At 38.7% G+C, this 25124-nt stretch carries 21 protein-coding genes; 3 read left to right on the top strand and 18 right to left on the bottom strand.

Going from position 1 to position 25124, the window contains the following annotated elements; genetic code table 11:
• Positions 1–108 precede the first annotated feature (108 nt).
• The 4 genes from A5849_RS12615 to sfsA all read right to left on the bottom strand — a co-directional run bounded on the left by A5849_RS12615 (position 109) and on the right by sfsA (position 5908).
• Positions 109–2811, bottom strand: coding sequence for a sigma 54-interacting transcriptional regulator (locus A5849_RS12615; RefSeq protein ID WP_002291837.1), 2703 nt, complete (start codon positions 2809–2811; stop codon positions 109–111).
• 62 nt (positions 2812–2873) lie between these two features.
• Entirely contained in the window at positions 2874–4151 is a 1278-nt protein-coding gene (locus A5849_RS12610) for a DEAD/DEAH box helicase (protein ID WP_002291838.1), read from the bottom strand.
• Complete coding sequence (locus tag A5849_RS12605) at positions 4151–5164, bottom strand: Gfo/Idh/MocA family protein (RefSeq protein ID WP_002320029.1); 1014 nt, start codon at positions 5162–5164, stop codon at positions 4151–4153. Before A5849_RS12605 ends, A5849_RS12610 begins: the two co-directional genes overlap by 1 nt.
• Positions 5165–5179: 15 nt before the next feature.
• The gene (gene sfsA, locus A5849_RS12600; protein WP_002291840.1) at positions 5180–5908 is read right to left on the bottom strand and encodes a DNA/RNA nuclease SfsA; all 729 of its coding nucleotides are present in this window, start codon (positions 5906–5908) and stop codon (positions 5180–5182) included.
• Positions 5909–6084: 176 nt separating this feature from the next.
• On the opposite strand from sfsA, the gene A5849_RS12595 reads away from it, so the two are divergent.
• The 3 genes from A5849_RS12595 to zwf all read left to right on the top strand — a co-directional run bounded on the left by A5849_RS12595 (position 6085) and on the right by zwf (position 8778).
• Positions 6085–6414 (top strand): DUF4828 domain-containing protein, encoded by a 330-nt coding sequence (locus tag A5849_RS12595; RefSeq protein ID WP_002347905.1) that lies wholly within the window; start codon positions 6085–6087, stop codon positions 6412–6414.
• A 175-nt stretch (positions 6415–6589) separates the two neighbouring features.
• Positions 6590–7237, top strand: a complete 648-nt coding sequence (locus A5849_RS12590; RefSeq protein WP_002310285.1) for a metal-dependent transcriptional regulator — start codon at positions 6590–6592, stop codon at positions 7235–7237.
• A gap of 14 nt (positions 7238–7251) precedes the next feature.
• Positions 7252–8778 carry a glucose-6-phosphate dehydrogenase gene (zwf, locus tag A5849_RS12585; RefSeq protein WP_086310140.1) on the top strand — a complete coding sequence of 509 codons (1527 nt, stop codon included), beginning with the start codon at positions 7252–7254 and terminating at the stop codon, positions 8776–8778.
• 48 nt (positions 8779–8826) lie between these two features.
• Here the strand turns inward: zwf and ileS are convergent, their stop codons facing one another.
• The 14 genes from ileS to ftsL all read right to left on the bottom strand — a co-directional run bounded on the left by ileS (position 8827) and on the right by ftsL (position 25121).
• The gene (gene ileS / locus A5849_RS12580; protein ID WP_086310139.1) at positions 8827–11625 is read right to left on the bottom strand and encodes an isoleucine--tRNA ligase; all 2799 of its coding nucleotides are present in this window, start codon (positions 11623–11625) and stop codon (positions 8827–8829) included.
• A 264-nt stretch (positions 11626–11889) separates the two neighbouring features.
• Positions 11890–12597, bottom strand: coding sequence for a DivIVA domain-containing protein (locus A5849_RS12575; protein ID WP_002291846.1), 708 nt, complete (start codon positions 12595–12597; stop codon positions 11890–11892).
• Positions 12598–12617: 20 nt separating this feature from the next.
• Positions 12618–13400, bottom strand: coding sequence for an RNA-binding protein (locus tag A5849_RS12570; protein WP_002310283.1), 783 nt, complete (start codon positions 13398–13400; stop codon positions 12618–12620).
• 48 nt (positions 13401–13448) lie between these two features.
• Positions 13449–13727, bottom strand: coding sequence for a YggT family protein (locus A5849_RS12565; protein ID WP_033627191.1), 279 nt, complete (start codon positions 13725–13727; stop codon positions 13449–13451).
• A gap of 23 nt (positions 13728–13750) precedes the next feature.
• Positions 13751–14350 (bottom strand): cell division protein SepF, encoded by a 600-nt coding sequence (locus A5849_RS12560; RefSeq protein ID WP_002310281.1) that lies wholly within the window; start codon positions 14348–14350, stop codon positions 13751–13753.
• A gap of 13 nt (positions 14351–14363) precedes the next feature.
• Entirely contained in the window at positions 14364–15041 is a 678-nt protein-coding gene (locus A5849_RS12555) for a YggS family pyridoxal phosphate-dependent enzyme (protein WP_002310280.1), read from the bottom strand.
• A 16-nt stretch (positions 15042–15057) separates the two neighbouring features.
• A complete protein-coding gene (gene ftsZ / locus A5849_RS12550; RefSeq protein ID WP_002291854.1) occupies positions 15058–16299 on the bottom strand; it encodes a cell division protein FtsZ in 1242 nt (413 codons plus the stop codon).
• Between the two features lie 22 nt (positions 16300–16321).
• Positions 16322–17647: a cell division protein FtsA gene (gene ftsA / locus A5849_RS12545; protein ID WP_002291855.1), complete on the bottom strand. Its 1326-nt coding sequence runs from the start codon at positions 17645–17647 to the stop codon at positions 16322–16324.
• 155 nt (positions 17648–17802) lie between these two features.
• On the bottom strand, positions 17803–19035 hold the full coding sequence (locus A5849_RS12540; RefSeq protein WP_002344052.1) for a cell division protein FtsQ/DivIB: 1233 nt from the start codon (positions 19033–19035) through the stop codon (positions 17803–17805).
• 14 nt (positions 19036–19049) lie between these two features.
• Complete coding sequence (murG, locus tag A5849_RS12535; protein WP_002346310.1) at positions 19050–20138, bottom strand: undecaprenyldiphospho-muramoylpentapeptide beta-N-acetylglucosaminyltransferase; 1089 nt, start codon at positions 20136–20138, stop codon at positions 19050–19052.
• A 25-nt stretch (positions 20139–20163) separates the two neighbouring features.
• Positions 20164–21525: a UDP-N-acetylmuramoyl-L-alanine--D-glutamate ligase gene (murD, locus tag A5849_RS12530; protein ID WP_002314216.1), complete on the bottom strand. Its 1362-nt coding sequence runs from the start codon at positions 21523–21525 to the stop codon at positions 20164–20166.
• 13 nt (positions 21526–21538) lie between these two features.
• Entirely contained in the window at positions 21539–22501 is a 963-nt protein-coding gene (gene mraY, locus A5849_RS12525) for a phospho-N-acetylmuramoyl-pentapeptide-transferase (RefSeq protein ID WP_002291862.1), read from the bottom strand.
• Positions 22502–22526: 25 nt separating this feature from the next.
• On the bottom strand, positions 22527–24719 hold the full coding sequence (locus A5849_RS12520; protein ID WP_086310138.1) for a penicillin-binding transpeptidase domain-containing protein: 2193 nt from the start codon (positions 24717–24719) through the stop codon (positions 22527–22529).
• Positions 24720–25121 carry a cell division protein FtsL gene (gene ftsL / locus A5849_RS12515; protein WP_002297992.1) on the bottom strand — a complete coding sequence of 134 codons (402 nt, stop codon included), beginning with the start codon at positions 25119–25121 and terminating at the stop codon, positions 24720–24722.
• Positions 25122–25124 lie beyond the last annotated feature (3 nt).

Genomic DNA, 25124 nt, shown 5'->3' with positions numbered 1-25124 from the left:
AGAAGCATGCCAAGAAAAAAAGAGCTAAAATAGCGTTTTCATGCTTTTTAGCTCTTTTATATAGTGCGCACACTGATATTCAGTGTGTAAACAGTATGATTAGTGTGTTTATTTTTTTATTTTGTTTTCAAGAAACATTTGTGTAAGAAACGCGATATCATCTTCTGAAATTTTTACCTGATATTTTCGTTCCAGTGCCATCAAATTTGCTCGAACGATATCCATTTCCAAACGGTAAATTTTTGAGAAAATAGATAGTTTCTCAAATTGCCGATGCGATTCTTTTTTGATCAATCCGTCTAGCATGAAGGCTAAATGGATGACAATTCCAGTATCTACTCCTGGTTCTACGATAATCGACAAATCTGTCTGGATCTGCTGAACTGTTTTTTGCAATGAGCGGATCAATTCATCAATAGAAAAGACATCACTTAATGATCCTGAAAGCGAATCAACAATTTTAGCTGTTGGGACCTCATCATCAGCTATACGCTTCAAAACATTCAATTTTTCATCATCAAAAACGTCATAGGCAGAAAAAAATGGGATATTTTGATAATCAACGTCAACCGTTCCTGCAATTGCTTTGATTTCATATTCTTCCAATAAGGCATCAATGTGTTTTTTGAATGATTCGCGTTCTAAAAACTGCATCTGAATCAGTTCTACTTTGTTTTGATTAATCACCGGCATAATCCGTTGATACAATTTGGCAGCTACTCCCTCACCAGTAAAACATGTCACGATGACGGCTTTTTTACGCTGTAAAGTTTCAGCTTTTTCCGCTTTGAACTGATCACGTACGATTGATTCAAAGGAGAGCTGAATATTTTGATAAATGTCTTCTAAGCTTCTTCCAACACTTGCCATCCGTATCGCTTCTATCACAATCATCGTACTTGTCATTGTGATTGCTTTCGTCCGAATGCCAGTCTCTTCATAAATCAAATCACTGAAGGTGTTTAATGATCCCATATCTGTTAACAAAAGCAGTCCATTCGTCAAATGCCCCTGATAATTTTTGACATATTGTAGTACCTCTTCATACATTGTTTGAACTTCCATAACCAATGGCATATTAAAAGCTTTTCCTACTTTTGTTCCTAATAATTCTTGCGCCATCTCCAACATACTTGAAGCGGTCTGTCTGCCGTGCATCAGTACGAGAACATCTACTTTGTTTTCTTTAACAGGCTCACTTTCTCCTAAGTTGATAGAAAGAAACATACTGATAAAGCCAATTTCATCAAAAGGAATCTCGACTTGTTCTTCTTCTTCAATGATTGTCGAAAGATCGATTGCTACCTGGAATTCCTTCTTAAAATTTTTTCGTACGTTATTCAAATCTGGATGGACAATCATATGTCCTTCTCTCACACGATCCAATGTACTTTGCAAATGCAAAGCAAAAGCAAAACGAGCTTTTTCATTATAAATACGGTCTAACCGTTTTTCAGCTACATCATACAATTGATTGGTTAGCCGCCAGATCTCATCTGGTAAAAGATCTTTTGGGATTGAACTTTTAGTCAATTCTTTGACATATGTCTGAAAATAAGCATCCACATCTTTTGAAATGAGCGTCTCCAAATCGATGTTCTCCACACCGGTTTCAGAAAGAGAAGTAACTTTTTCCTCAATATCGTTGTAGACTTGCATGTTTCTTTCTGGATCTTGTGACCAGACGACATCAGCAAATCCTGGTTCAAATGTCAAATACTGGCTCTTACTGTCCATGAATCGGTCGAGGCGTTCTGGTATTTCTTTGATTTTCAGTAGTCCTTTTTGTACTTGAAGGGAAAGTTCTTCTTTTCGAATGATCAGTTTTTTCTCATGATGCGTTCGGTAATGTAAAAAAGATTTTGCACAGACTAATTTCAAGTCTCGTTTCACTTGACCGATATTCCCTTCCGCATCATAAAGCATAAAAGCAAGAATCGCTTCTTTTTCGATATCGATACGTTGATTTAAACGGTTCGCTTCTTGTTTGATGAAAAGAGAGATGATCTCATAACGCTCATCCAGTGAACGCGAAGCAAGGTTTGGCAAGGTGATAGCCATAGGGATCCGTCGGTTGAAGGTAGTCAAGAAGCTTTCTGAAGATTCAGTCGTTGCCCCAATAATCTGAACTGATGCTTCATGTACTTGTGCACTTTCTCCAAGTGGACGATAGATACCTTTATCGATGAAAGTAAACAGCATTTCCTGTCCTTCCGGTGGTAAACGGTGGATCTCATCTAAAAACAATATACCGCCGTCTGCTTTGGCGATTAGACCAGGACTATCTTGCGCTGCTCCTGTGTAAGCTCCTTTTTTGATCCCAAAGATGTGTCCAAAGAGCAGTTGGGGATTTTGAGCATAATCCGCACAATTGAAAGAAACAAATGGCGCATCGGCTGAAAGCATTTCAGATTCGATTGCAAAATGATACATACATTCCGCAAACATTGACTTCCCTGTACCAGTTTCTCCAAAAATAATGGTATGTAGCCCCCGCGGCGGATAAAGAATCGCTGCTTTTGCCTGCTGTATACTGACTTTTAAAGAATCATTTTCTCCAACGAGCGTTTCAAAAGTCACTTGCGTAGAAGAGTCGACATGTACTTCATCAGATTTTGATTTTTCCGTTGGCAAGGAGTAAACGACTGGTCGGCCAGCGGTTTTTACAATATGATGAGCCTTATACAGTTCGCTTAAATATCGGCTTGCATTGCTTCGATCAATATTCAAGCGCTCAGCTACATCACTTGCTGTCAATCCTTGTTGGTTTTCTGTCAATAGATGCAAAATCTCTTCTTGACGTTCTTTCACATAATCCCTCCTCTGGCAACCAATTTTGTTCCCGTTTTCATAATCATAGCATAAAAAGGCGCTTATTTGCGCCTTGCTCCTTTATTTCTCTCTTTTTTTGATTTATTTTTAACTTTTTTTCTTGATTTGTTTTTGTTATGCTCTGGATTTTGTTCTTTCCCAGGAAAAGATTTCTTATACTTGTTATTCGCTGCGGTAGCTACATCTTCTTTGATTGGTTGATCCGTTTGTAACTTTCCTCCGTGCAGAAAAATCTCTTCAAGTGTTATGTTTGTCGGACGTAAAAGTCGTTTCAAATCTCTTAAATTGTTATCTTGTACGAGTGTGATCACTGTTCCTTCATTGCCCATTCGTCCAGTTCTTCCAGAACGATGCAAGTAAGCTTCTTCACTTAACGGCACTTCTGCATTCACGACATAAGGAAGTCCTGTAATATCTAAACCTCTAGCCGCCACATCTGTGGTCAAAAGTGCGCTGATCTTTTTCTTTTTGAATTGTTCCAACGCCGCTTTTCGGAGCAGCTTGTTTTGATCAGAGGCCAGGCTTCCTACAGGTACCCCTCTATACAGCAATTTTTCTTCCATCACACCTAATTCAGTCAGTTGATTAAAGAAAATCAGACCTTGAAAATCTTCTATGTGAGTGAGACGTCTTAGATATTCATCTTTCTTTCGTATTGGCACTCGTAAAAAGTAATGTCTCAAGCCTTTTCGAGAATCATCTTCTGCTGTCACGTCGATCGTCTCAAACGTTTTCCCAGTGATTTTTTCAATGCTTTCAAGGGAACGATCTGCTGTTGCTGAAAAAAAGGCTAGCTGATATTCTGTCGGAGCTTGATGAAGAATCTGATCAATGATTTGGCTGTTCCCCGCATCAAATAGCTGGTCTGCTTCATCAAATACCATTGTTTTCACTTGATGTGCTTTTATTTTTTTAGCTTTCATCAATTCCAATATTCTTCCTGGTGTACCAATCAAGATTTCTGGTTTTTTCTTCAAACCTTCAATTTGTCGTTTAACGTTTGCTCCGCCCACCAAAGATTGGACTTTCAATTCTTTGTCTTTTCCCCATTCACGTGCAACATCTGCTACTTGAATAGCTAGTTCTTGAGAAGATGCAAAGATAACCAACGCACTTGCTTCACCTGGTTCCACGTTTAGTAGTAACGGCCAAAGATAAGCCAGTGTTTTACCTGAACCTGTTGGAGAGATGGCTACTATGCTTTGTTTATTGCTTAATGGCTGAAAAACTGCCTGTTGAATAAGAGAAGGTGTAATAAATCCTTTATTCTCATAATTTTTCTGCCAATTTTCGGGAAATACTTGTACAAATTCGTTCATTAAAAATCTTCCTCATTATCTGCATCGAATTTGATGCCACCATTTTTTCTTAAATCATAAATCACTTGGTTCACATTTCTAGCCAGCTCGATCCACTCTTCATACAATAATCCCCAAGCTGCATCTTTCGGATGAGTTATGACATTGGCAAAATCCTCTGCTTCATCTTCCATTGGATTTTCTGCAGCTGTTACTGCTAAGTCAATGATTTCTTCGTGTACCCGATCATGAAACTCTGCTTGTTCGATTGCATTGACGCCATTCATCACTAGCGTTCCTGAGTCAAAATAGATCTCTGATGGCAGATAAGAATCACCGATTTTACCTGGTTGGATCGATACATCGAAAGTATCATAACGCAAGATTCCCCATCCAAGACCATCCACACCAGTAGAAATCTTTCTTGGGAAATAATGGACTTCTTTTGGCATTCCAAACCAAGCGACAGTTGCATACACAAGGTAAACACCTAAATCCATCAATGCACCACCTGAGAAATGAGTCGAGAAGATATTTGGTTCTTCTCCATCTAATACTTGGTCATAACGCGAAGAATATTTCATATAGCTGAAATTTGCACCGATTATCTCGTCTTTTAATGGTAAGTAATCGGCAATCTTTTTAAAACCTGATTCATGGATATTTCTTGCTGCTTCAAAAAAATACACATTGTGTTCATTTGCCAAATGGATGATTTCATCCATTTCTTTTGGCGTCGAAAAAGCTGGCTTTTCCACTATCACATTTTTACCTGCCAAAATTGCTTGCTTAGTCTGACTAAAATGAAGACTATTTGGAGAAGCTATATAAACAGTGTCCATATGAGCAATATTGAAAAAAGTCTTCAAATCTGTTGCAAATTCGATATCCCCTTCATAATGAGAACCAAATTCCTGTGCTTTTTCCAAATGTCTAGAATATACCGCTGTCAATTCATATTTTTTTGTGCTCAAAGCTGCTTGGACAAATTGATGAGTGATCCAATTTGTTCCAATAATACCTAAGTTGATCATTTTTTTACCTTCTTTCTATTGTATAGGATCTTCAAACGGGATAGCTACATCAAACGGGATAGCCTGCTTGACACTTACCTCATCTGCCGTTACTTGACAATTATAGGCGAGGATTTGAACACCACTTTGCTGCGCATGTCGAACCATATCAGCTAGTGCTGGTTGCATTTCTTCATGGATCGTTGCGAAATGAAGATGTTCGAATTGAGCAATAAACAAGACATAAGCAGCATAACCATCTTGTGCGGCATACGCTAATTCTCCAACATGTTTCAATCCTCTGAGGGTAGGCGCATCAGGAAAAGCACCAATTGCTTTATTTTCAAGCGTCATACCTTTGACTTCAACAAATGCTTTTTGTCCGGCCGCCGTCTCCAAATAAATATCAAATTTGGAGTGAAGATAAGTTACTTCACGCTTGTATGTTGTAAATGGACCAATTAATCCTGGTAAAAGGATCGTACCGTCTAAAATACCGTCAGTTGCCAACTGATTAGGCAATTGACTATCGATATTGAACCAATCACCCTTCTTTTTTACAGCAATCAGATCATAGTCGGTTTTCCGTTTAGGTCCAGGAGCAAATACAATAGCCACTTCAGCGCCTGGTATCAGGACCTCTTTTCCCCTACCTGTATTTTTGACATGCGCGATAATTATTTCTCCGTCTTTTTTCATACAATGTGCAATAAACCGATTCGGACGGTCAATAAAAAAAGCTGTTTCAACTTGCTGATACTTCAAATTCTGTCACCTGTCTTCCTACTATGTATCCTATCATAATTTGTGGAAAAACAGTAAAAAAACCAGTCGAAAGTCTTAGAGAAATTTTAGTTTTTATTCGGTACAATGAAATAAAGAAGGAAGAATGTTTCTATACGATGATTTTCTCATAAAGGAGTGATTTGGTGATAAAAAAAATGATCTATTTTCTTGGTTCACTCGTTGCCGTTCTCTCAAGTTGGATTTACTTGAAGAAGAAAAAACAAGCGGAAAAATCTGAAAGACTCTCGAGGTATCAAGGTACATGGTTCTTCAGTGATAGCCAGCAAAAACAACAATTACAGATTACATCTGATTACACGTTTTTGATCAACGGTCAGTCACTTGGCACATCTGTAGTAGAAATAGATGAACAGCGTTTAGTCGTACGTGATCAATATGGTTTTTATCTTATCTTTTCTTATCCCGAACAAACTCTTTATGATGAATCTGCAGATGTCTCGTATAAGCTGACATCTGAAAAATAGACACCTCCCAATATATATCTATTTAAACGAAAGTATGAGTCTTCTTTCTCATCTTTCGTTTTTTGTTGTAAAAACGTCCAAAAATCCTTTGTTTTTTATTTAGAAAAATAGTCAATTAACGTTTTTTTTGTTACACTTACTAATGATGGTTTTTACCATGAAAGGATGATCGAATATGACACCAAATCGAGAAGATTATTTGAAAATCATTTTAGAACTAGGCGGAGATACAACGAAAGTCAACAATAAACAAATCGTATCTAGCCTGGATGTCTCGGCTGCATCTGTCAGTGAAATGATTTCTAAACTTGTGAAAGAAGAGCTTGTAGAACATTCCCCTTATCAAGGTGTACAATTGACTGCAAGCGGGCTGCAAAAAGCTAGCAGTTTAATTCGCAAACATCGTTTATGGGAAGTTTTTTTAGTTGAACATTTAGACTATAGCTGGAATGAAGTCCACGATGATGCTGAAGTATTGGAACATGTGACTTCGGAACATCTTGCAGATCATTTAGAAAACTATTTGAATCATCCTGAACATTGTCCTCATGGAGGATCGATTCCTAAAAAAGAGGAAGTCGTCCATGAAGAACGCCGGCAAACACTAGAATCCTATCCTGTCGGTACAAAAGTGCGTATTGCACGAGTGCTTGATGAAAAAGAATTGTTGGATTACTTAGTCACAATTGACCTGAATATCAACGAAGAGTACGAGATCGTTGACATCGCAGCTTATGAAGGACCAATCACTATCCAAAATGATAAAAAGAAAATACCCGTCAGCTTCAAGGCGGCCAGCACGATTTTTGTCGATAAAATATAAAGGAGTGTATCTACATGTCTAATGAAAAAAATGTATTGTTTACGATATTCGGCGGCACAGGTGACCTAGCCCAACGTAAATTGTACCCGTCTTTGTTCCGCCTTTACAGAAAAGGAAATTTAGGCGAGCATTTTGCCGTGATTGGGACCGCTCGCCGTCCTTGGAGCGATGAACACTATCGTGAAGTTGTCAAAGAAACGATTCGTGCATTGAATCCTTCTGATGAAGAAGCAACTACTTTTACTAGTCATTTTTACTACCAATCCCATGATGTAAATGATTCAACACATTATCAAACATTAAAAGAATTGTCTGACCGATTAGATGGACACTATCAGTTAAACGGCAATCGCGTCTATTATTTGGCCATGGCACCTCAATTTTTCGGAACGATCGTTTCTCATTTAAAATCACAAAACATTATGACAAAAAATGGCTTCAATCGTTTGATTATAGAAAAACCGTTTGGATCGGATTACCAGTCTGCTTTCGAATTGAATCAGCAAATCAGAGAAGTATTCCCAGAGCAAGATATTTTCAGGATTGATCATTATTTAGGGAAAGAAATGATCCAAAACATTTCAGCTATCCGTTTTGCCAATAATATTTTTGAGGCTCAATGGAATAATCGTTATATCGATAATATCCAAATCACTTTTGGTGAAAACCTTGGCGTAGAAGATCGCGGGGGCTACTACGATCACAGTGGCGCACTGAAAGACATGGTGCAAAATCATATTCTGCAAGTTGTAGCATTACTTGCAATGGAACCACCAGTAGCATTTTCCGAAAAAGAAATCCGTACAGAAAAGATTAAAGCATTGAAAGCAATCCGCATCTATAACGAAGAAGAAGTGTTAGAAAACTTCGTTCGTGGACAATATGCTCAAGGTGAATTAGATGGCGTACAATTCAAAGGTTATCGAGAAGAAGACAAAGTGGATGCTCAATCAGAGACCGAAACCTTCGTCGCAGGAAAATTCACTATCGACAACTTCCGTTGGTCTGGTGTTCCCTTCTATGTGCGTACAGGCAAACGTTTGACTGAAAAAGGTACTCGGATCAATATCGTATTCAAACAGGTTCCTGTTAATGTATTCAAAACATCTGTCGATGAACCATGTGACGATACGACACTCCCACCGAATGTTCTAACGATCTATATCCAGCCAACTGAAGGATTTTCTTTATCCCTGAATGGAAAAGAAGTAGGTCAAGGGTTTGAAACGGAACCAATCAAATTAGAATTTCGAAATAGTGCAGAAATGGTTGAAAATAGCCCAGAAGCTTACGAAAAATTACTGCTAGATGCGTTGAATGGTGATGGAACGAATTTCTCTCATTGGGAAGAAGTCGCTCAATCTTGGCATATCGTGGATGTCATTCGTAAAGCTTGGGACCAAACACAACCGGACTTTCCAAACTACAAAGCCGGATCAATGGGGCCTAAAGCAGCTTTCGAACTACTTGAAAAAGATGGATTCGAATGGATCTGGCAACCAGATAACTGGTATCGCGAACGTGGGAAATTAATCGATTGATAACAAAAGGGGTTGTGACAAAAAACATGTCACAACCCCTTTTCCATTTTACTTTTCTTCGAATCCTTCAGCTACAGCTTCAGGATAGAATGCTTCAACGATTTTTGCACAACGTCCGCATAGATGAGGAAGTTTTTCATCTACTCCTACATCTTTACGAACTTGACGACAGCGATCGCACGTTTCTCCGTCTGCTTTTTCCACTGTAATAGCAACATCATCAAATACCACAGCATTATCTGGCACTTGCACATCTGCTTCCATTACTTCAAAGTAGTCTGGGGAAACAATCAGCAATTGTGCAATATCTGCATCCAAAGCTTTTAACATTTCACGAACTTGTTGTTTTGGATAAACAGTTAGTTTTGCTTCCAATGATTTACCAATCAATTTGCTATTTCTTGCTTCTTCCAATGCTTTTAAGACCTTGTCACGGAAATCCATGAAAGCAGCCCAAGTGTCCATCAATTCCTCTTGGTTCGCAAACTCTTCATAGCCAGGAAACTCGCTTAACTGAACGTATGCTTCTTCTTCTTTTAGGAATGACCAGATTTCTTCCGCCGTATGTGGAATGATAGGCGTCAATAGTTTCGTCAAAGCTACAGCTGTTTGATAGAAAACAGTTTGCATGCAACGACGTTGATAATCATCTTCTGCTTCGATATAAACCACATCTTTAGCAAAATCTAGGTAGAAGGACGATAGATCAACAGTCAAGAAGTTCATAACTGTACGGTAAATATGCATGAAATTATATTTGTCATATCCTTCTTCTCTGATTTCTTTGATTACTTGGTTCAATCGTACGGTCATGTATTTGTCTACAGAGCGTAAATCATTGTACGAAACAGTATCTTTTTTAGGATCGAAATCTTCTGTATTCGCTAATAAGAAACGCATCGTATTTCTGATCTTACGATATACCTCTGCCACTTGACTTAAGATATCCATCGATACACGAACATCTGCTTCATAATCGACACTAGATACCCACAAGCGAAGGATATCTGCACCAAATTGTTTGATCACTTTTTCTGGTGCAATGATATTTCCTAAAGATTTACTCATCTTACGGCCTTCACCATCTAAAGCAAATCCTTGCGAAATAACTGATTTATATGGTGCTACGCCATTGATAGCCACACTTGTCGTGATACTTGAGTTGAACCAACCACGATATTGGTCTGATCCTTCTAAGTACATATCTGCTGGGAATGATAATTCTGGTCGTTGACGTAAAACAGCTTCATGAGAAGAACCAGAATCAAACCAGACATCCATGATATCTTTTTCTTTTGTAAATTCGCCATTAGGAGAACCTGGGTGAGTAAATCCTTCAGGAAGAAGTTCTTTTGCTTCTTTTTCAAACCAGATGATTGATCCATGTTCAGCGAATAATTTTGCTACATGTTCGATTGTTTCTGGCGTGATGATTGCTTCACCATTTTCAGCATAGAAAATTGGAAGCGGCACTCCCCATGCACGTTGACGAGAAATGACCCAGTCGCCGCGATCACGGATCATATTATATAAACGTGTTTTTCCCCATGGGATAACCCAATCTACTTTTTCTACTTCATCCAAAATATTCTGACGGAATTTATCGATAGATGCAAACCATTGCGGTGTTGCACGATAAATCACAGGTTTTTTCGTCCGCCAATCGTGAGGATAACTATGGGTAAAGAAATCTAGTTTCAGCAAAGCTCCTTTTTCCTTTAATAAATAAGTAATCATTGGATTTGCTTTATCATAAAAGATTCCTTCAAATCCAGGAGCTTCTTCTGTAAACAACCCTTTTGAGTCTACAGGTGACACTACAGATAGTTTATATTTGCTACCGGCGATATAGTCATCTTCCCCGTGTCCTGGAGCAGTATGGACTAATCCAGTACCAGCGTCTAAAGTAACATGGTCACCTAAAATTACGAGCGATTCACGGTCATAGAATGGATGACTTGCAGTCATATATTCCATTTCTTGGCCAGCAAATTCTTTTAGAACCGTTACCTTTTCCCAACCGATTTCTGTTTGAACTGTTTCTAGCAAATCTTTTGCTACAACAAACTTACGGCCATCAGCTTCGACCAGTACATACGTAAATTTGGGATTTACAGCAATACCTTGGTTTGCTGGCAATGTCCATGGTGTTGTCGTCCAAATGACGAAAGCTGTATCTTCATCAAGGATGCCTTTGCCGTCTTTGACATTGAAAGCTACAAAAATAGATGGAGATTTTACATCTTTATATTCAATTTCAGCTTCCGCTAAAGAAGACTCACTTGACGGAGACCAGTAAATGGGTTTCAATCCTTTGTAAATATAGCCTTTTTCAGCCATTTTACCAAATACGCGTACTTGTGCAGCTTCATACGAAGGGTCTAATGTGACATAGGGATGTTCCCAATCTCCTGCAACCCCTAGGCGTTTGAAATCTTCTCGTTGTTTATCTACTTGGGAAAGTGCATATTCACGACATTTTTTCAAATATTCTGCCATGGACATTTCTTTACGTTTCACGCCTTTATTAGCCAATACTTGTTCGATTGGCAATCCATGTGTATCCCAGCCTGGAACATATGGTGCGCGATAGCCAGACATTGATTTTGAACGAATGATAATGTCTTTACTGATTTTATTCAATGAGTGCCCTAAATGGATATTCCCATTGGCATAAGGAGGTCCATCATGAAGAACAAAGCTAGGTTTTCCTTCGTTCAATTTTTGTCTTTTTTGGTAGATTTGATTTTCTTCCCATTCTTTTTGCCATTCGCCTTCTCGGTTTGGCAAATTACCACGCATAGGGAATTTTGTTTTTCCTAATTGCAAGGTTTCTTTCATTTTCATTCAACCATTCACTCCTTCGTTTATTTTCCGGACACAAAAAGGCATGTTCAGCCGCAAGGGACGAACATGCCGTGGTACCACCCAAATTTAGTTGCATCTATCTATCTAATGCAAACTCTCTGTGACCAATAACGAGGTCAGCCGCTGCTTCTTACTCTAGTTTCAGAAAAGCAGTCTCAAGTAGAGGATCTTTCACGATGCAGTGTCTTACCGATCTTCCACTCTCATCGGCTCGCTTTAAGAATAACAAAGTGCTTTTCTGTTCTACTCGTTTTCATGTTCACCAGGTACGATTGAGATATCGATAGCCTGTGTATCAAATGCCGTCATAGGCGCTTCTATGACTCCTGTGTCTGAGTTTACATCAGTATCATTTTCGTTGTCAAGCTGTTTTGCTAAAACTTCTTTGATCACTTCATGGCTGTCAGTCACATAGCTAGAGAATGGTTGTAAAATTTCGTCCCATTCTGGACTTTTCACTTGTTCCAATTGAGATTCAAGCATCAAGCTGATACGTTGATGGAATACTCGTGTCTTTTTCTTAAGATCTTCTGTTTCTGTCGCAAGCTGTCTTGCTTTTTCTGTTGCATCTGTCAAGATCTTTCTTGCTTTTTCTTCTGCATCAGTTGTTAATTGGTGTGCACGTTTTTCAGCATTCGCAACTAACTCATCTGCTTTGTTTTGTGCAGAAGTAACGATCACTTCAGATTCTTTGCTTGCACTTGTTTTTACTTTATCCGCTGTGTCTTGAGCTACGATGATCGATTGGTTCAATGCATCTTTCAATTCATTGAAATACTCAAGTTTTTCTTCTGAATGTTTGACTGCTTTTTCTAATTCACGATTTCTTTGAGTCAATTCTTCGTAGTCACGAACAACTAAATCTAAGAAATCATCTACTTCGTCTTGATTATATCCCCGCATTTTTGTTGGGAATGTCTTATTTTGGATATCTAATGGAGTTAAAGCCATGAGTAAACCACCTTTTTATTTTATTTACGTAATACACCAAACAACACCCTGTACTTTTCTTTTTTCGTCTTTCCCTCAAGTTCTTGGATCTGGACTCTGCCGTAACCCCTGACTGAAATAATATCTAATAGTTCAAGTACAAAATCAGGTCTTGTATTTTCTGTCCAATTCACTTTTACTTTACCAGCTTCAATCAGCTGCTTGGACCGCTGTCTGGAAATATTATAAATCTCAGAGATCACACTGTCCAGTCGCATAGAACTAACTGTTCCTCTTTCTTGTGTCCAGCTGTCTTTCGGCAAAATCATTTCTGTGTATTTGATTGGTTCCAAGCGTACAGCAACTTTTCCAATCTTTGTTACTTGTGCAGCAACAAAATGATCCACCTCATTTGCAATAAATACTTGCCAGCGATCGCCATCTGAGATGATATCGCCAAAGTAAGAACGTTTGATACCTGTTCCCACTAAAGTCCCGAGGATTTTCCCATGACTTAGACTGGCAAATTTGCTAGGATAATGGATTTCATACAATGCTGTTTCAAAATCTTCCTCTACAGGTTCGTAATAATCGGGGAAAATCAAACATCTTTTTCTTTCTGCCTGTTCATATCCACCATAAAACATGAAACGCAAATCACTGCTTTGCCGAATCAGTGTTTCTAAAATATAGGATTGTCTGGGGTCAAGAAATTCAGTCAGATATGGCGCATATTGTCCTTGAACTTGTTCAATCCAATCACCTACTGAGTCGATAAATGTACGTTCATCTGCCCGAAAGTGCTGGTATACATTTCCATCCAAAATTTTCCCCTCCTATTTATTCTGAGAATAAAGATTTTGTTGCTTGAATCAATAAACTAAATGGATAGTTATCCATATAACGATCTGTGCTAATCCTTGTACGGCTAAGTTCAAGATTAGAATGGCCCCTAAAATCGTGAAATCCAAAGGACCGATCCTTAAAGGCAGACGATCGAATAAACTGATATACGGTTCACAGATCTTAGCTAAAAACCGTCCTAATCCTGATTGATAACCGCCTGGAAACCAAGAGAGCAAAGCATATACCATCAAGATAATGCTATAGAAATAGGCTGCCCGTTCAATTAAATGAAGTAATAGCGCAATAATATAAATCGTAGTTCCTCCTCTTACAGATCAAACAAATTCGCATCTGCAAAAGATTGAGCGGTTGAACTGTCAATCTCCATCCCTGTCGGTGTACAAAGAAAAATCTCATCTCCAACGCGTTTGATATCTCCATCTAATGCATAAACTGTTCCTGTTAGAAAATCAACGATTCTTCTCGCTTGCTTTTCTTCCACTAAATGAAAATTCACTAAGGTTGCTTCACCAGCGATGATTCGTTTAGCAATCGCCATCGCTTCAGAATAAGCTCTTGGTTCCATCACAGTGATTTTTCCTGCAAGGTTTGCTTTAGGTTGTGTAGACGTTCTTGAAGCTGTTCTTTCTTTCGCTACAGTTTTTGTAGGTGATTGATGTAGTTCAATTACTTTTTTCTTTTCAGCCGGCTGAATACTTTCATGCGTTACAGGACGTGAAGTCGCCGTTTTTTGTTTCTCATGAGTATTCGCAGCAGATACAGAATGAGTTGGTTGATTCTGTGTTGTATTTTTTTTAGTTGGCTGTACAGCCTTTTTTGTTGTTTCAGGATAATCTTGGTATTCGTACTCTTCCTCATCAGCTAATCCGAAAAAATTAGCAATTGCTCCTCTGTTTAAAAGCGGCATTTTTGTTCCTCCTTTATTCGTCTTTGAATAGCGCTGTTCCTACACGGATAAATGTTGCACCTTCTTCAATCGCAATTTGAAAATCCTGACTCATCCCCATGCTTAATTCATTACATGGTGCATGGGCATAACCTTTTGCTTGAACAAGATCACGCAATTCTTTCAGCGTACCAAACACTTTATGGATTTGCTCATCAGAAGCTTCTTTAGGCGCCATAGTCATTAACCCAACAACCTTGATTTTTGTGCAGGCAGCTAAAGATTCCACAAACGGTAAAAGCTCATCTGGTGAAATTCCATGTTTTGATTCCTCACCAGAAACATTTACTTCAATAAAACAGGATAATTCTTTTTCTAACCGCTTCTGGATTTCTTCTGCTAATCTTAAACTGTCCAACGCATGAAAGTAATCAATTTCATTTACAATCAATTTTACCTTTCTGCGCTGTAAATTACCAATTAAATGCCACTTTATTTCGGGAAAATCAAATAAATCTTGTTTCTTTTGTAATAGTTTATCTACTCGGTTTTCTGCACAATTCATAACGCCAGCTCTGACCAATTCTTCAGCTTGAGCTGATTCAACAGATTTTGTTACAGCTACTAATGTAACTTCTTTCGGATCACGATGAACAAGAGCACACGAATCCTGAATTTCTTGCTTGATTTTCTGCAAGTTGTCAGCAATCATGTGCTCTTCCTCTCCTTTATTTTTTACGACGGAAAAACGGTGGCGTATTTAATTCATCATCGCCATGAGATTTTGTTTCTTCGCGGTTGAATGTATCAAATTCTTTTTTTTCGATATTGTCAAAATTGGAATCATCAACTCTAGGACGAACATTTTGTTCACGTCTGATATCCCAATCGCCAAAACTGTTTTCTTCTTCTGCAGAAGTTGGTTTAGCTTGATCCATATCTAATACAGTCTTTTGAGCAGGTGATTGCATTTGTGCTTGTCTAGCTGGACGGCTAGACTTGCGCTCCTTTTTTGATTCATCGATACCTGTTGCGATGACCGTCACGCGGATTTCATCGCCCATTTCTTCATTGATAGATGTACCTAGAATAATATTTACATCGCCAGTTGCTGCATTTGCTACGATATCTGAAGCATCTTGTGCTTCAAACAATGTCATATCCAAACCGCCTGTGATGTTAAGAAGTACTTGTTCCGCTCCATCAATAGATGTTTCAAGCAATGGAGAGGAGATTGCTTTTTTCGTTGCTTCTACTACGCGATCTTCTCCACTAGCTACACCGATTCCCATCAATGCTGTACCTTGGTTTTCCATCACTGTTTTCACGTCAGCAAAGTCAAGGTTAACGTAACCTGGTGCCGTAATCAAGTCAGAGATACCTTGTACACCTTGACGTAAAACGTTATCTGCTTCACGGAAAGCTTCAAGCATTGGTGTCTTTTTATCTACAACTTCTAGTAAACGGTTATTTGAGATAATCAATAATGTATCCACATTTTCTTTCAAACGAGCGATACCTTCTGCAGCAAAACGACCACGTTTAGGTCCTTCAAAAGTGAATGGACGTGTAACGACACCAACGGTCAATGCGCCCAGTTCTCTAGCAATCCCTGCAACGATTGGCGCAGCACCTGTACCAGTTCCTCCACCCATTCCTGCAGTGATGAAAATCATATCTGCACCGTCTAAAGCTTCGCGTAAGGATTGTTCACTTTCTTCTGCCGCTTTTTGTCCAACTTCTGGTTGAGAACCAGCACCTAAACCACGAGTATATTTTGGTCCTAATTGGATAACTGTTTCAGCTTTTGAATTTTTTAATGCTTGCACGTCTGTGTTGGCCGTAATGAATTCAACACCTTTGACGTTTTCTTCAATCATTCGGTTCACAGCATTTCCACCGCCACCGCCGACTCCGATGACTTTGATTACTGCGCCGTCATTGATATTATTATCAATTGAGAATTCCATATCTTATTCCTCCCAGGATGAATTAATCAAAAATATTTGTAAAGAAACCCTTGATTTTATTTTTTACATTTTCTCCGGATTCTTTTGGTTCCGGCTCATCGTAGACTGTTTCTTCAGGTGCTTCATAGCTTTCATATGTGTTTGTTGTTTCTTGTTCAACTACCATTTGACGAGCTGCTGAGGTTTCACCTGTAACAGCAATTTTTGCCAATTGATACACTTCGCTCAAGTTTGCTGAATAATCAACGATACTTATTACATTTGTAAATACCGGGTTTCTCAGTCCCATGTGATTTGGAACATACAGTTTCACATTTACGCCGAAGATTTCTTGCGCCAAGTCCACAACACCTGGAAGACTAGCAGCTCCGCCTGTCAATACGACGCCACCTGGCAACTCTAATGCTTCGATTTGGTCCAATGCATCTTTTGCTTTGTTGAAAATCTGTTCCATACGAGCTGAAATAATTTCTGACAAATAGCGTTCATCGACTTTCACTGGTTCTGATTGGCCAATTACATCTACTGGAAACTCTTCATCTGGTGATGTCCGTTCTGGATATGCATCCCCGTAATTTATTTTCAACGCTTCTGCATTGTTAAAAGACGTATTTAATACAATAGAGATATCTTTAGTGACAAATTCGCCACCTTCTTGGTCGAGACTGGTAAACTTCAATTGCTTATCATGCATAACAGCTGTTGTCGTTTGGCCACCACCCATATCAATAACAATCGTACCAAAATCTTTTTCTCCGTCAGAAAGAATTGATTCTGTCAGCGCTAAAGGAGTAATCACCATTTCATTGACGATTAATCCGGCATTTTCCACGCATTTACGTATGTTATGGATGATCGTTTTTGGTCCGGTAAACAACAGACCGTACATTTCTAATCTTACGCCGATCATTCCACGCGGGTCTTTGATCCCCTCGAATCCATCGACAGTAAAATCTTGTGGCAAAATTGACACGATTTGACGTTCAGGAGGTATTGAACGAACAAGGGCAGCAGAAGCCACATTTCTGACATCTTCATCGGTGATTTCCTTTGAATCTCCGTTAACTGCAATCATTCCCTGGCAATTTTCTACTTCAAGCATGTTTGCTGGCAAACCGACACTTACGCCTTTGATCTGGATACCTGCTTTTTCTTCTGCTTGTCGTACTGCTCGTTGTATCGCTTGGACCGTTTTATCGATATCAACGATAATGCCTCGGTTAATCCCTTCTGATTTTGCGTTTCCTACTCCAATAATATTCATTTGGCTGTCGATATATTCAGCCACGACAACTTTAACAGATGTCGTTCCAATATCAAGGCCTACATACATTCCTGTTTTTGCCATGAATGGGATTCCCTCCTACTTACTATTCCATATACAAGCGAACAACTAGCGTCCGTTTTAAAATATACTTATTAATAGATATATTCACTGCTTTCAATTCTACCATAAATTACTGGTTTTTAGAAAGTACATTCTTACTTTTTAAAGTTGTTTTATCAATTTTCATTTAAACTTGACGGAGTTGTACTTGGATTGTCTTCTATTTGACTTGTTTCACTTGAATTATTTGAATCAGATGAGCCGTTTGTATCAGACGATTCAGGAGTATCTGCTGCTTGCGTTTCTGACTCTTCACTTGACCCATTTATTTGATCCGCGTTTTCTTCACTTCCAGTTGTTTCTTCCGTTTGGTCCGATTCTGCCGTTTCTTGAGTACTGCTGTAAGGATATGAGTAGATGCCAACTTCCATGTCGATTACACCTTTTTCATCCATGTCTTTGGCTACTTGCGAATAATATTTCATTTGGTTCGCAAGATTATTGATATTTACAATGACTTGATTGCCATCATTCATGTTCAATTGGATCAGGTTTTTATTACTTGCTCTTGGTGTATACTTGATTTCAGAGATTGCTTTTTGCAATTCTGATGATAACTGATTGTATTGCTTTGTTAATTCTTTGATTTTTGCTGAATCTTTGAACTCTTCCAAGATAGGGAGATTTTTTGTAGGATTTGCTACTTTTTCATCTAATACTGTTCCATTTTCAATTACTGGATAGTATTGATTATCTTTTGCAATCAAAGCGATTTCTTTATATTCTGTCACATCCAAATCGAACTCATTTATCCCTTTGAAGTGTATAGTTGCTTTTTCGATTCTCGGCTGTGCTTTTTTTAGCCGTTCGATATAAGTGGATCGATCGAAATACTGCCCCCAGACATTTTCTCCCAATGACAATTTGGTATCAGAGATGATTTCCTGACTGTTGACTACCTTATTACCTGACACTGCAACTGCTTGTAGCTTGCTATAAGGAGAAACATAATAGATCAAAAAAATCAGCGGTATGCCCAATACAGTAATAATCAATGCTAACCGACGAAACAGTACTTTATGCCTTTGACTTTTTAAATTGGGGAGACGATTCAAAAAAGAACCGTTATACGGGCCACCGTTTTTCTTTTGCTTGATCTCTTCAAAAAATTCGATTTTTTTCTCGGACTGGCTTTCTGACTGGCTTGTTTCTTGCTGTTCCTCTTGAACCGTTCTTTCTTCTTCAGAATCTGAAAGGGGTGTATCTAATGGTGTGTCTTCTTTTTTTGGCTCTTGGTTTTTCATCCCTTGTTCTGCCAGATATTTTCGGTTAGCCTTTTGCCAAGGAGTCAAATTGTTTTTATCAGAAGACGGATGAGACAATTTTTTAGGTTCTTTTTTCTTACTCACTAAGACCACCGCCTTTATTTTTTGATTATTTGATTCACTACGTCATAAAGACGTTTTGAAGCATCAGGGATGCCTTGTTCTTTAGAAGCTCGGCACATTTGCTTTTGCAATTCTTCATCATCCATGATTTCGTTAATTGTCTGACTTAGTGATTCACCCGTTAGCTCATTATCCGCAATCATTTTTGCTGCTCCTGCATGAACAAGACTCATTGCATTTTTAGTCTGATGATCATTCGTAACATATGGACTAGGAACCAGCACTGCCGGAAGCCCCAAAGCTGTAAATTCTGCGATCGAAGTTGCACCAGCACGTCCCACTAGCAGATCGCTCGAAGCCATGACTTCTGCCATGTTTTTGATGTAAGGCTGGACACTAATGTTTTGTATTTCAGGATTTATTTTATTTAGGATTTCTTCATAATATCTTTCTCCTGAAGCATACAAGACTTGATAAGAGGAAGGAATATATTCACTTAAAAAAACCGATACCGCTTGATTGATTTTAAGTGCTCCTTGACTGCCGCCAAAAATCAAGACTGTTTTCTTTTCTGGATCCAACCCAAATGTTTTCAAAATATCTGATTTTTTAGTATCTGCTACTTCTTGTGCTCGAGGATTACCTACAAGGACTGATTTGTTTTCAGGAAAAAAAGGAGCCGCATCTTTGAATGAAAGAGCGATCCGATCCACATATCGGCTTAAAAATTTATTGGTAACACCTGGTACACTGTTTTGTTCATGGATAATAGTTGGAATTCCCATTTTTGATGCAGCATACACTACCGCTCCGGATACATATCCTCCAGTACCGATAACGATATCTGGTTGAAAATCACTGAGGATTTTTTTTGCTTGACGGATACTCTTAAGAAACAATCGGATTGTCTTGATATTATACATGGAAATTTTTCGTTTAAAGCCTTGAATCTCCAAAGTATGGAAAGGCATTCCTGTATCAGGGACAATTTTATTTTCCAGACCACGTTTTGCCCCCACATACATGAATTCCGCATTCGGTACTTGTGTCTTCACATAATTGACAAAGGCAAGAGCTGGATAAATATGTCCTCCCGTTCCTCCGCCTGTAACCAAAATTTTCATTTTTTATCGCTCGCTTCTACTTTTTCTATTTTAATTGATTCACAGCTTCCATGAATCGGTTTCCTCTAGTTTCAAAATTAGGGTATTGATCCCAGCTGGCATTCGCTGGTGATAATAAAATCACATCACCATCTGTACTGTTTTCTAATGCTAAAGGAACTGCTTGTTCTACAGAATCGGCTGTTACTATCGTCTCGATGCCTGCTTTTTTTCCAGCATCGATCAATTTTTCTTTTGTTTGACCAAATACGATCATTGCTTTGATTCCTTTTAGTGAAGGAACCAATTCATCAAATGTATTTCCTCTATCTAATCCGCCTGCCAATAACACGACCTTAGCCGTTTCAAATCCGCTTAGAGCCATTTTAGTCGCTAAAATATTGGTTGCTTTTGAATCATTATAAAATTTTCTGCCTTGAATCTCTCCTACATATTGCGTACGATGCGGCACGCCATGGAATAAATGCAACGTTTGTCGTATAGCTTCATTTGATACACCATACAATTTTGCTACAGTAATAGCAGCTAGCGCATTTTCTACATTATGCGTACCTGGTACGCCAAGTTCAGAAATTTCCATTATTTTTTCTTTTTTATAATAAATTGCGTGATCGTCAGCATACACACCATCTTCCAACACTTCTTTTGTCGAAAAAGGCAGGACGCGTGCTTTTGTTCTTTGCGCTAATTCTTGTAGTTCTGACTGATTCCAGTTAAGAACCAGATAATCTTCAGCTGTCATATTTTTTTGAAGGTTCCATTTAGCTTTGACGTATTCTTTTCTTGTCCCATGATAATCAATATGTGCTTCATAAATATTGGTGATCACCGCTATATGAGGATGGAAATCTGTGATTCCCATGAGTTGAAAACTAGATAACTCCATCACGATTTTATCTTCTGGTTTCGCTTCTTGCGCGACACCACTTGCTGGATACCCAATATTTCCTGCTAAACGTGCAACTCCTTTGTCTACGCCTGCATTCAGTAGTAGTCCAGTCATTGTTGTTGTCGTGGTTTTTCCATTCGTTCCTGTAATCCCAATAATTGGGCATTCCGCTACTTCGTAAGCTAGCTCCACTTCCGTAATTACCGGAATACCCATTTCTTGGGCTTTTGCTACTAAAGGATGGCTGTAGGGAATCCCAGGATTTTTGACCATCAACGAAAATTCTTCATCTAGTAATTCGATTGGATGACTGCCTGTTATTACTTTTATCCCTAAAGAAAGCAATTCTTGTGCTTCCGGATTTTCATCAAAAGGTTTTCCGTCATTAACGGTGACAAGTGCGCCCAATTCATGTAATAATTTGGCCGCACTTACTCCGCTTTTTGCGAGTCCTAAGACAAGCACTTTTTTATTTTCATATGTTGATATTTTTTTCATTTCCTGTCATCTCCTACCAAACGATCCATAATGTGATCAATGAAGTCACAATGCTGATCAACCAAAAAACTGTATCAATCTTCCACTCCGACCATCCGCACATTTCAAAATGATGGTGGATTGGAGACATTTTAAAAATTCGTTTTCCCGTAAGTTTAAAGGATGTAACTTGAAGCATCACACTTGCAGTTTCCATAACATAAATCAAGCCAATCAAAAGCAATGTCCACTCTTGGTTCAGCATCATAGAAATTGCCGCTAAAAGTCCGCCCAAAGCTAATGAACCAACATCTCCCATAAAAATCTTGGCAGGTTTCCGGTTATAGACGAAGAATCCAAGTAAGCCACCTAAGACACTGAGACAAATGATTAATACATCATACTGATGCTGATGCCAAGCAATCAGACCGTAAGCTGCAAAAGAGATGCTGCCTAAGCCAGCAACTAATCCATCGATACCATCCGTCAGATTGACCGCATTTGAAAATCCAACAAGCCAGAAGATAGCGAAAACCCCATAAATGATTCCTAAAGGCAGATCCAACCCAAAGAAATTCAATACACCTGGATAGCCTTCAGAACGGTAAACAAGATAAAAGATGATTCCCCCTAGAACCTGTCCAATCAGTTTCTGTTTCGAGTTCAGCCCCATGTTTCTTTTCTTGAAGATCTTTATAAAATCATCAAGAAAACCAATTACTCCATATAATGCTAATACAAAAAGCAAGATGAAAAGAGTAGGAGTCAGCTGTTTTTGCCAAGCTCCAACCCAAATCCCTGTCAAAATAGAGCCGATCAGAAACACTAAGCCGCCCATTGTAGGAGTTCCGGCTTTGATATTGTGCCACTTTGGTCCCTCCTCGCGAATCGCCTGACCTTGCTTTTTCATTTGAAAGTAACCAATAAATAGCGGCATTGCGGCAATCGTCATTGCACAACTGCTGACAATGGGAATCAATGCTTGTGTCCATTCCATGCTCTTTTCTCTCCTATTTCTCTTCTTATTCTTCTAAAGTAAAATTAAGTTTTTCTTTTGTGATTTTTTCATATGGAGCAAGTTCTTGTTTGACACAATAACCATCCCCATCAAAACTAACTTCGATACCAAGGATTTTCCCTAGCTTCATGATATCTGCTTTTGACCATCCAGTTACATCAGGCATCAGCTTGTCGCCGCCAGTATATAGAATCAGTTTTTCTCCAGAGATCAACTGATCACCGTTGGCAGTAGATTGTTTTTGTACTTTTTTCCCGTTACCGATAACGACAGGTTGCAGTCCGCTTTTTTGAGCATCCGCTGCTGCAACATCTGCTTCTAGATTACGATAATCGGCTACAGATACTTTTTCTGTTTTGGTTTCTGTATCCGCATCTTCTTCAGTTTCTTTAAAATCCATGGCCCGTTTCATCAATGGATTTGCGATTTTAGCCAGAGCCATTCGATCATATGTCTTAGGGTGTTTCATTGTTAGATACAAGACATAGTCTGGATCTTCAGAAGGAACCATCTCCACAATCGAATACAGGTAGGCTGTATCTCCTGTTTGGTATCCCCCTGTATCAGAAGCGATTTGGGCTGTTCCGGTTTTTGCCGATACATTGTATCCAGGTACACTATATACACCATAAGCACTACCGTAGTTTTCGCTTTCGACAACATCTCTCATATATTCACGGACTTTTTCTGTTGTTTCTTTTGAAAAAGGTTGACCTAGAACTTCTGTTTGAGTTGTTCGCTCTTCGCCAGTTTGAGGATCCACTACTTTGCTGATATACCGAGGTTGAATCATTGTACCGTTATTCGCAATAGAAGTGAAAGCTTTCATCATTTGGAAATTCGTCACACCTACCGCTTGTCCATAAGCACTCATTGCTCGGTCGACAATATTTGATGTAGGCAAAGCACCATTTACTTCGTCATCTAATCCAGAATGGGTACTTTGTCCAAATCCTAGTTTTTGTAAATAATTATACCATCGTCCGCCTAATCGCTGTTCCAGTATGACCATCCCGACGTTACTTGACCATGAAAGAGCTTGACGCATGGTCAGCACACCTTTTTCACCAAAGTCATGGTCATTGATCGTCGCATCTTCTACTTGGATTTTTCCAGATTGGAAGGTTTCATTCTCGTTGAATTCTCCTTCTTCGATAGCGGCTGCAGTAGTGAAAACTTTCATGGTTGATCCTGGCTCATAACTATCTTGTACCAAGAAATTACGCCAGATAGCATCTTCTCCAGTCAAACCTTCCATTGTTTCGGGATTGAAAGTAGGACGCTGGCCCATCGCCAAAATCTCTCCAGTTTTTGCTTTCATCAAGACTGCTGTCAATTCTTCCGGTTGATATTCTTCATTTACTTGATCCATCAGTGTTTCCAAATAACTTTGTAGTCTACTGTCCAAAGTCGTGTAGATATCTTGTCCATCAACAGCTTTTTCTTCTTCTGCTACTGTACCTGGCAGAGGATTTTGAAAATTATCTTTTTGATAAATAATCTTACCATCTTTACCGCTCAAAATATCATTGTAAGCAGACTCCAAACCTAGCTTACCCACTAAACCATTCTCATCTTTGTCTGGAACTGCGTATCCGATAAAATGAGAAGAAAAGACGCCATTTGGATACATCCGAGCCTGATGGTCGACAAAGTAAAGACCAGCGACACCTTCTTTTTTCATATCTGCTTCGATGTTTTGCTTGGTTTCTTGGGAGATATTTTTCCCATAGCTACCAAATTCAACTTGATACAGCTCTTTTTTTGCGCCGTCTTCTAAAATATTCAGTGCATCTTTTTTGTCTATAGAAAGATTCTTATGCAGGATTTCTGCTATTTTATCAAAATTCTTTTCTTCGACATACAGTTTTTTATCCCCAGAAGTATATGTTTTTGAGAGTATCGCTTTAATTGAATAAGAGGAGGCATCTTCTGCGAGCGCCACACCGTTACGATCATAAATCGTTCCTCTTTTTGCTTTTACTACTTCACTTCCTTGGTACAACTGTTTTGTTTTTTCAGCTAATGAGGTACCAGCAACATGACCTCCAATAACGATATACGAGAAACGGACGGCAAATAAAAAGAACAATCCAATACTCGTAGCAAATAAAATGATACCTACTTTTTTGCGATTGTTCATCGGATTTAGATTTTTCTTTTCCATAAACCGCCGAATTTTATTTTTAAGACTCATTTACTTCACTTTCCTTAAATTGTCGTCATTAATAGACAATCCTTTTTCTTCTGCGATTTGTTTAATCCGTTCAGTACGAGAAAGTTCATTTTTTTCTTGTTCTAAACTCGTTTTTTCTTGCTTTTTATCATTGATTTCTGTTTGTATTGATGTGATTTCTTTTTCAGCTCCGCTGATATTTGTACGCAACATGACTGTTAAAACACATAAAGCAACAATAGCAATCGCCACGCTTGCCACAGCAATTTTTTCCAAAGCAGAAATCTGCTTCAATCGTTTTGCTGGTGATTGTGGAAGAATGATTTCTTGATTCGAAGAAGAATCTGGCATTTGTTGTTCTGGCTGATCCACCAATTCAGGTAAATCATATTCGTACTCTTGCATTTTCTTTAATTCTGCCATCAT

Origin of the sequence: Enterococcus sp. 10F3_DIV0382 (assembly GCF_002140245.1) — a bacterium.
In the GTDB taxonomy this organism is placed as follows: Bacteria; Bacillota; Bacilli; order Lactobacillales; family Enterococcaceae; genus Enterococcus_B; species Enterococcus_B lactis.
This window is presented reverse-complemented; position numbering and strand designations above follow the sequence as displayed.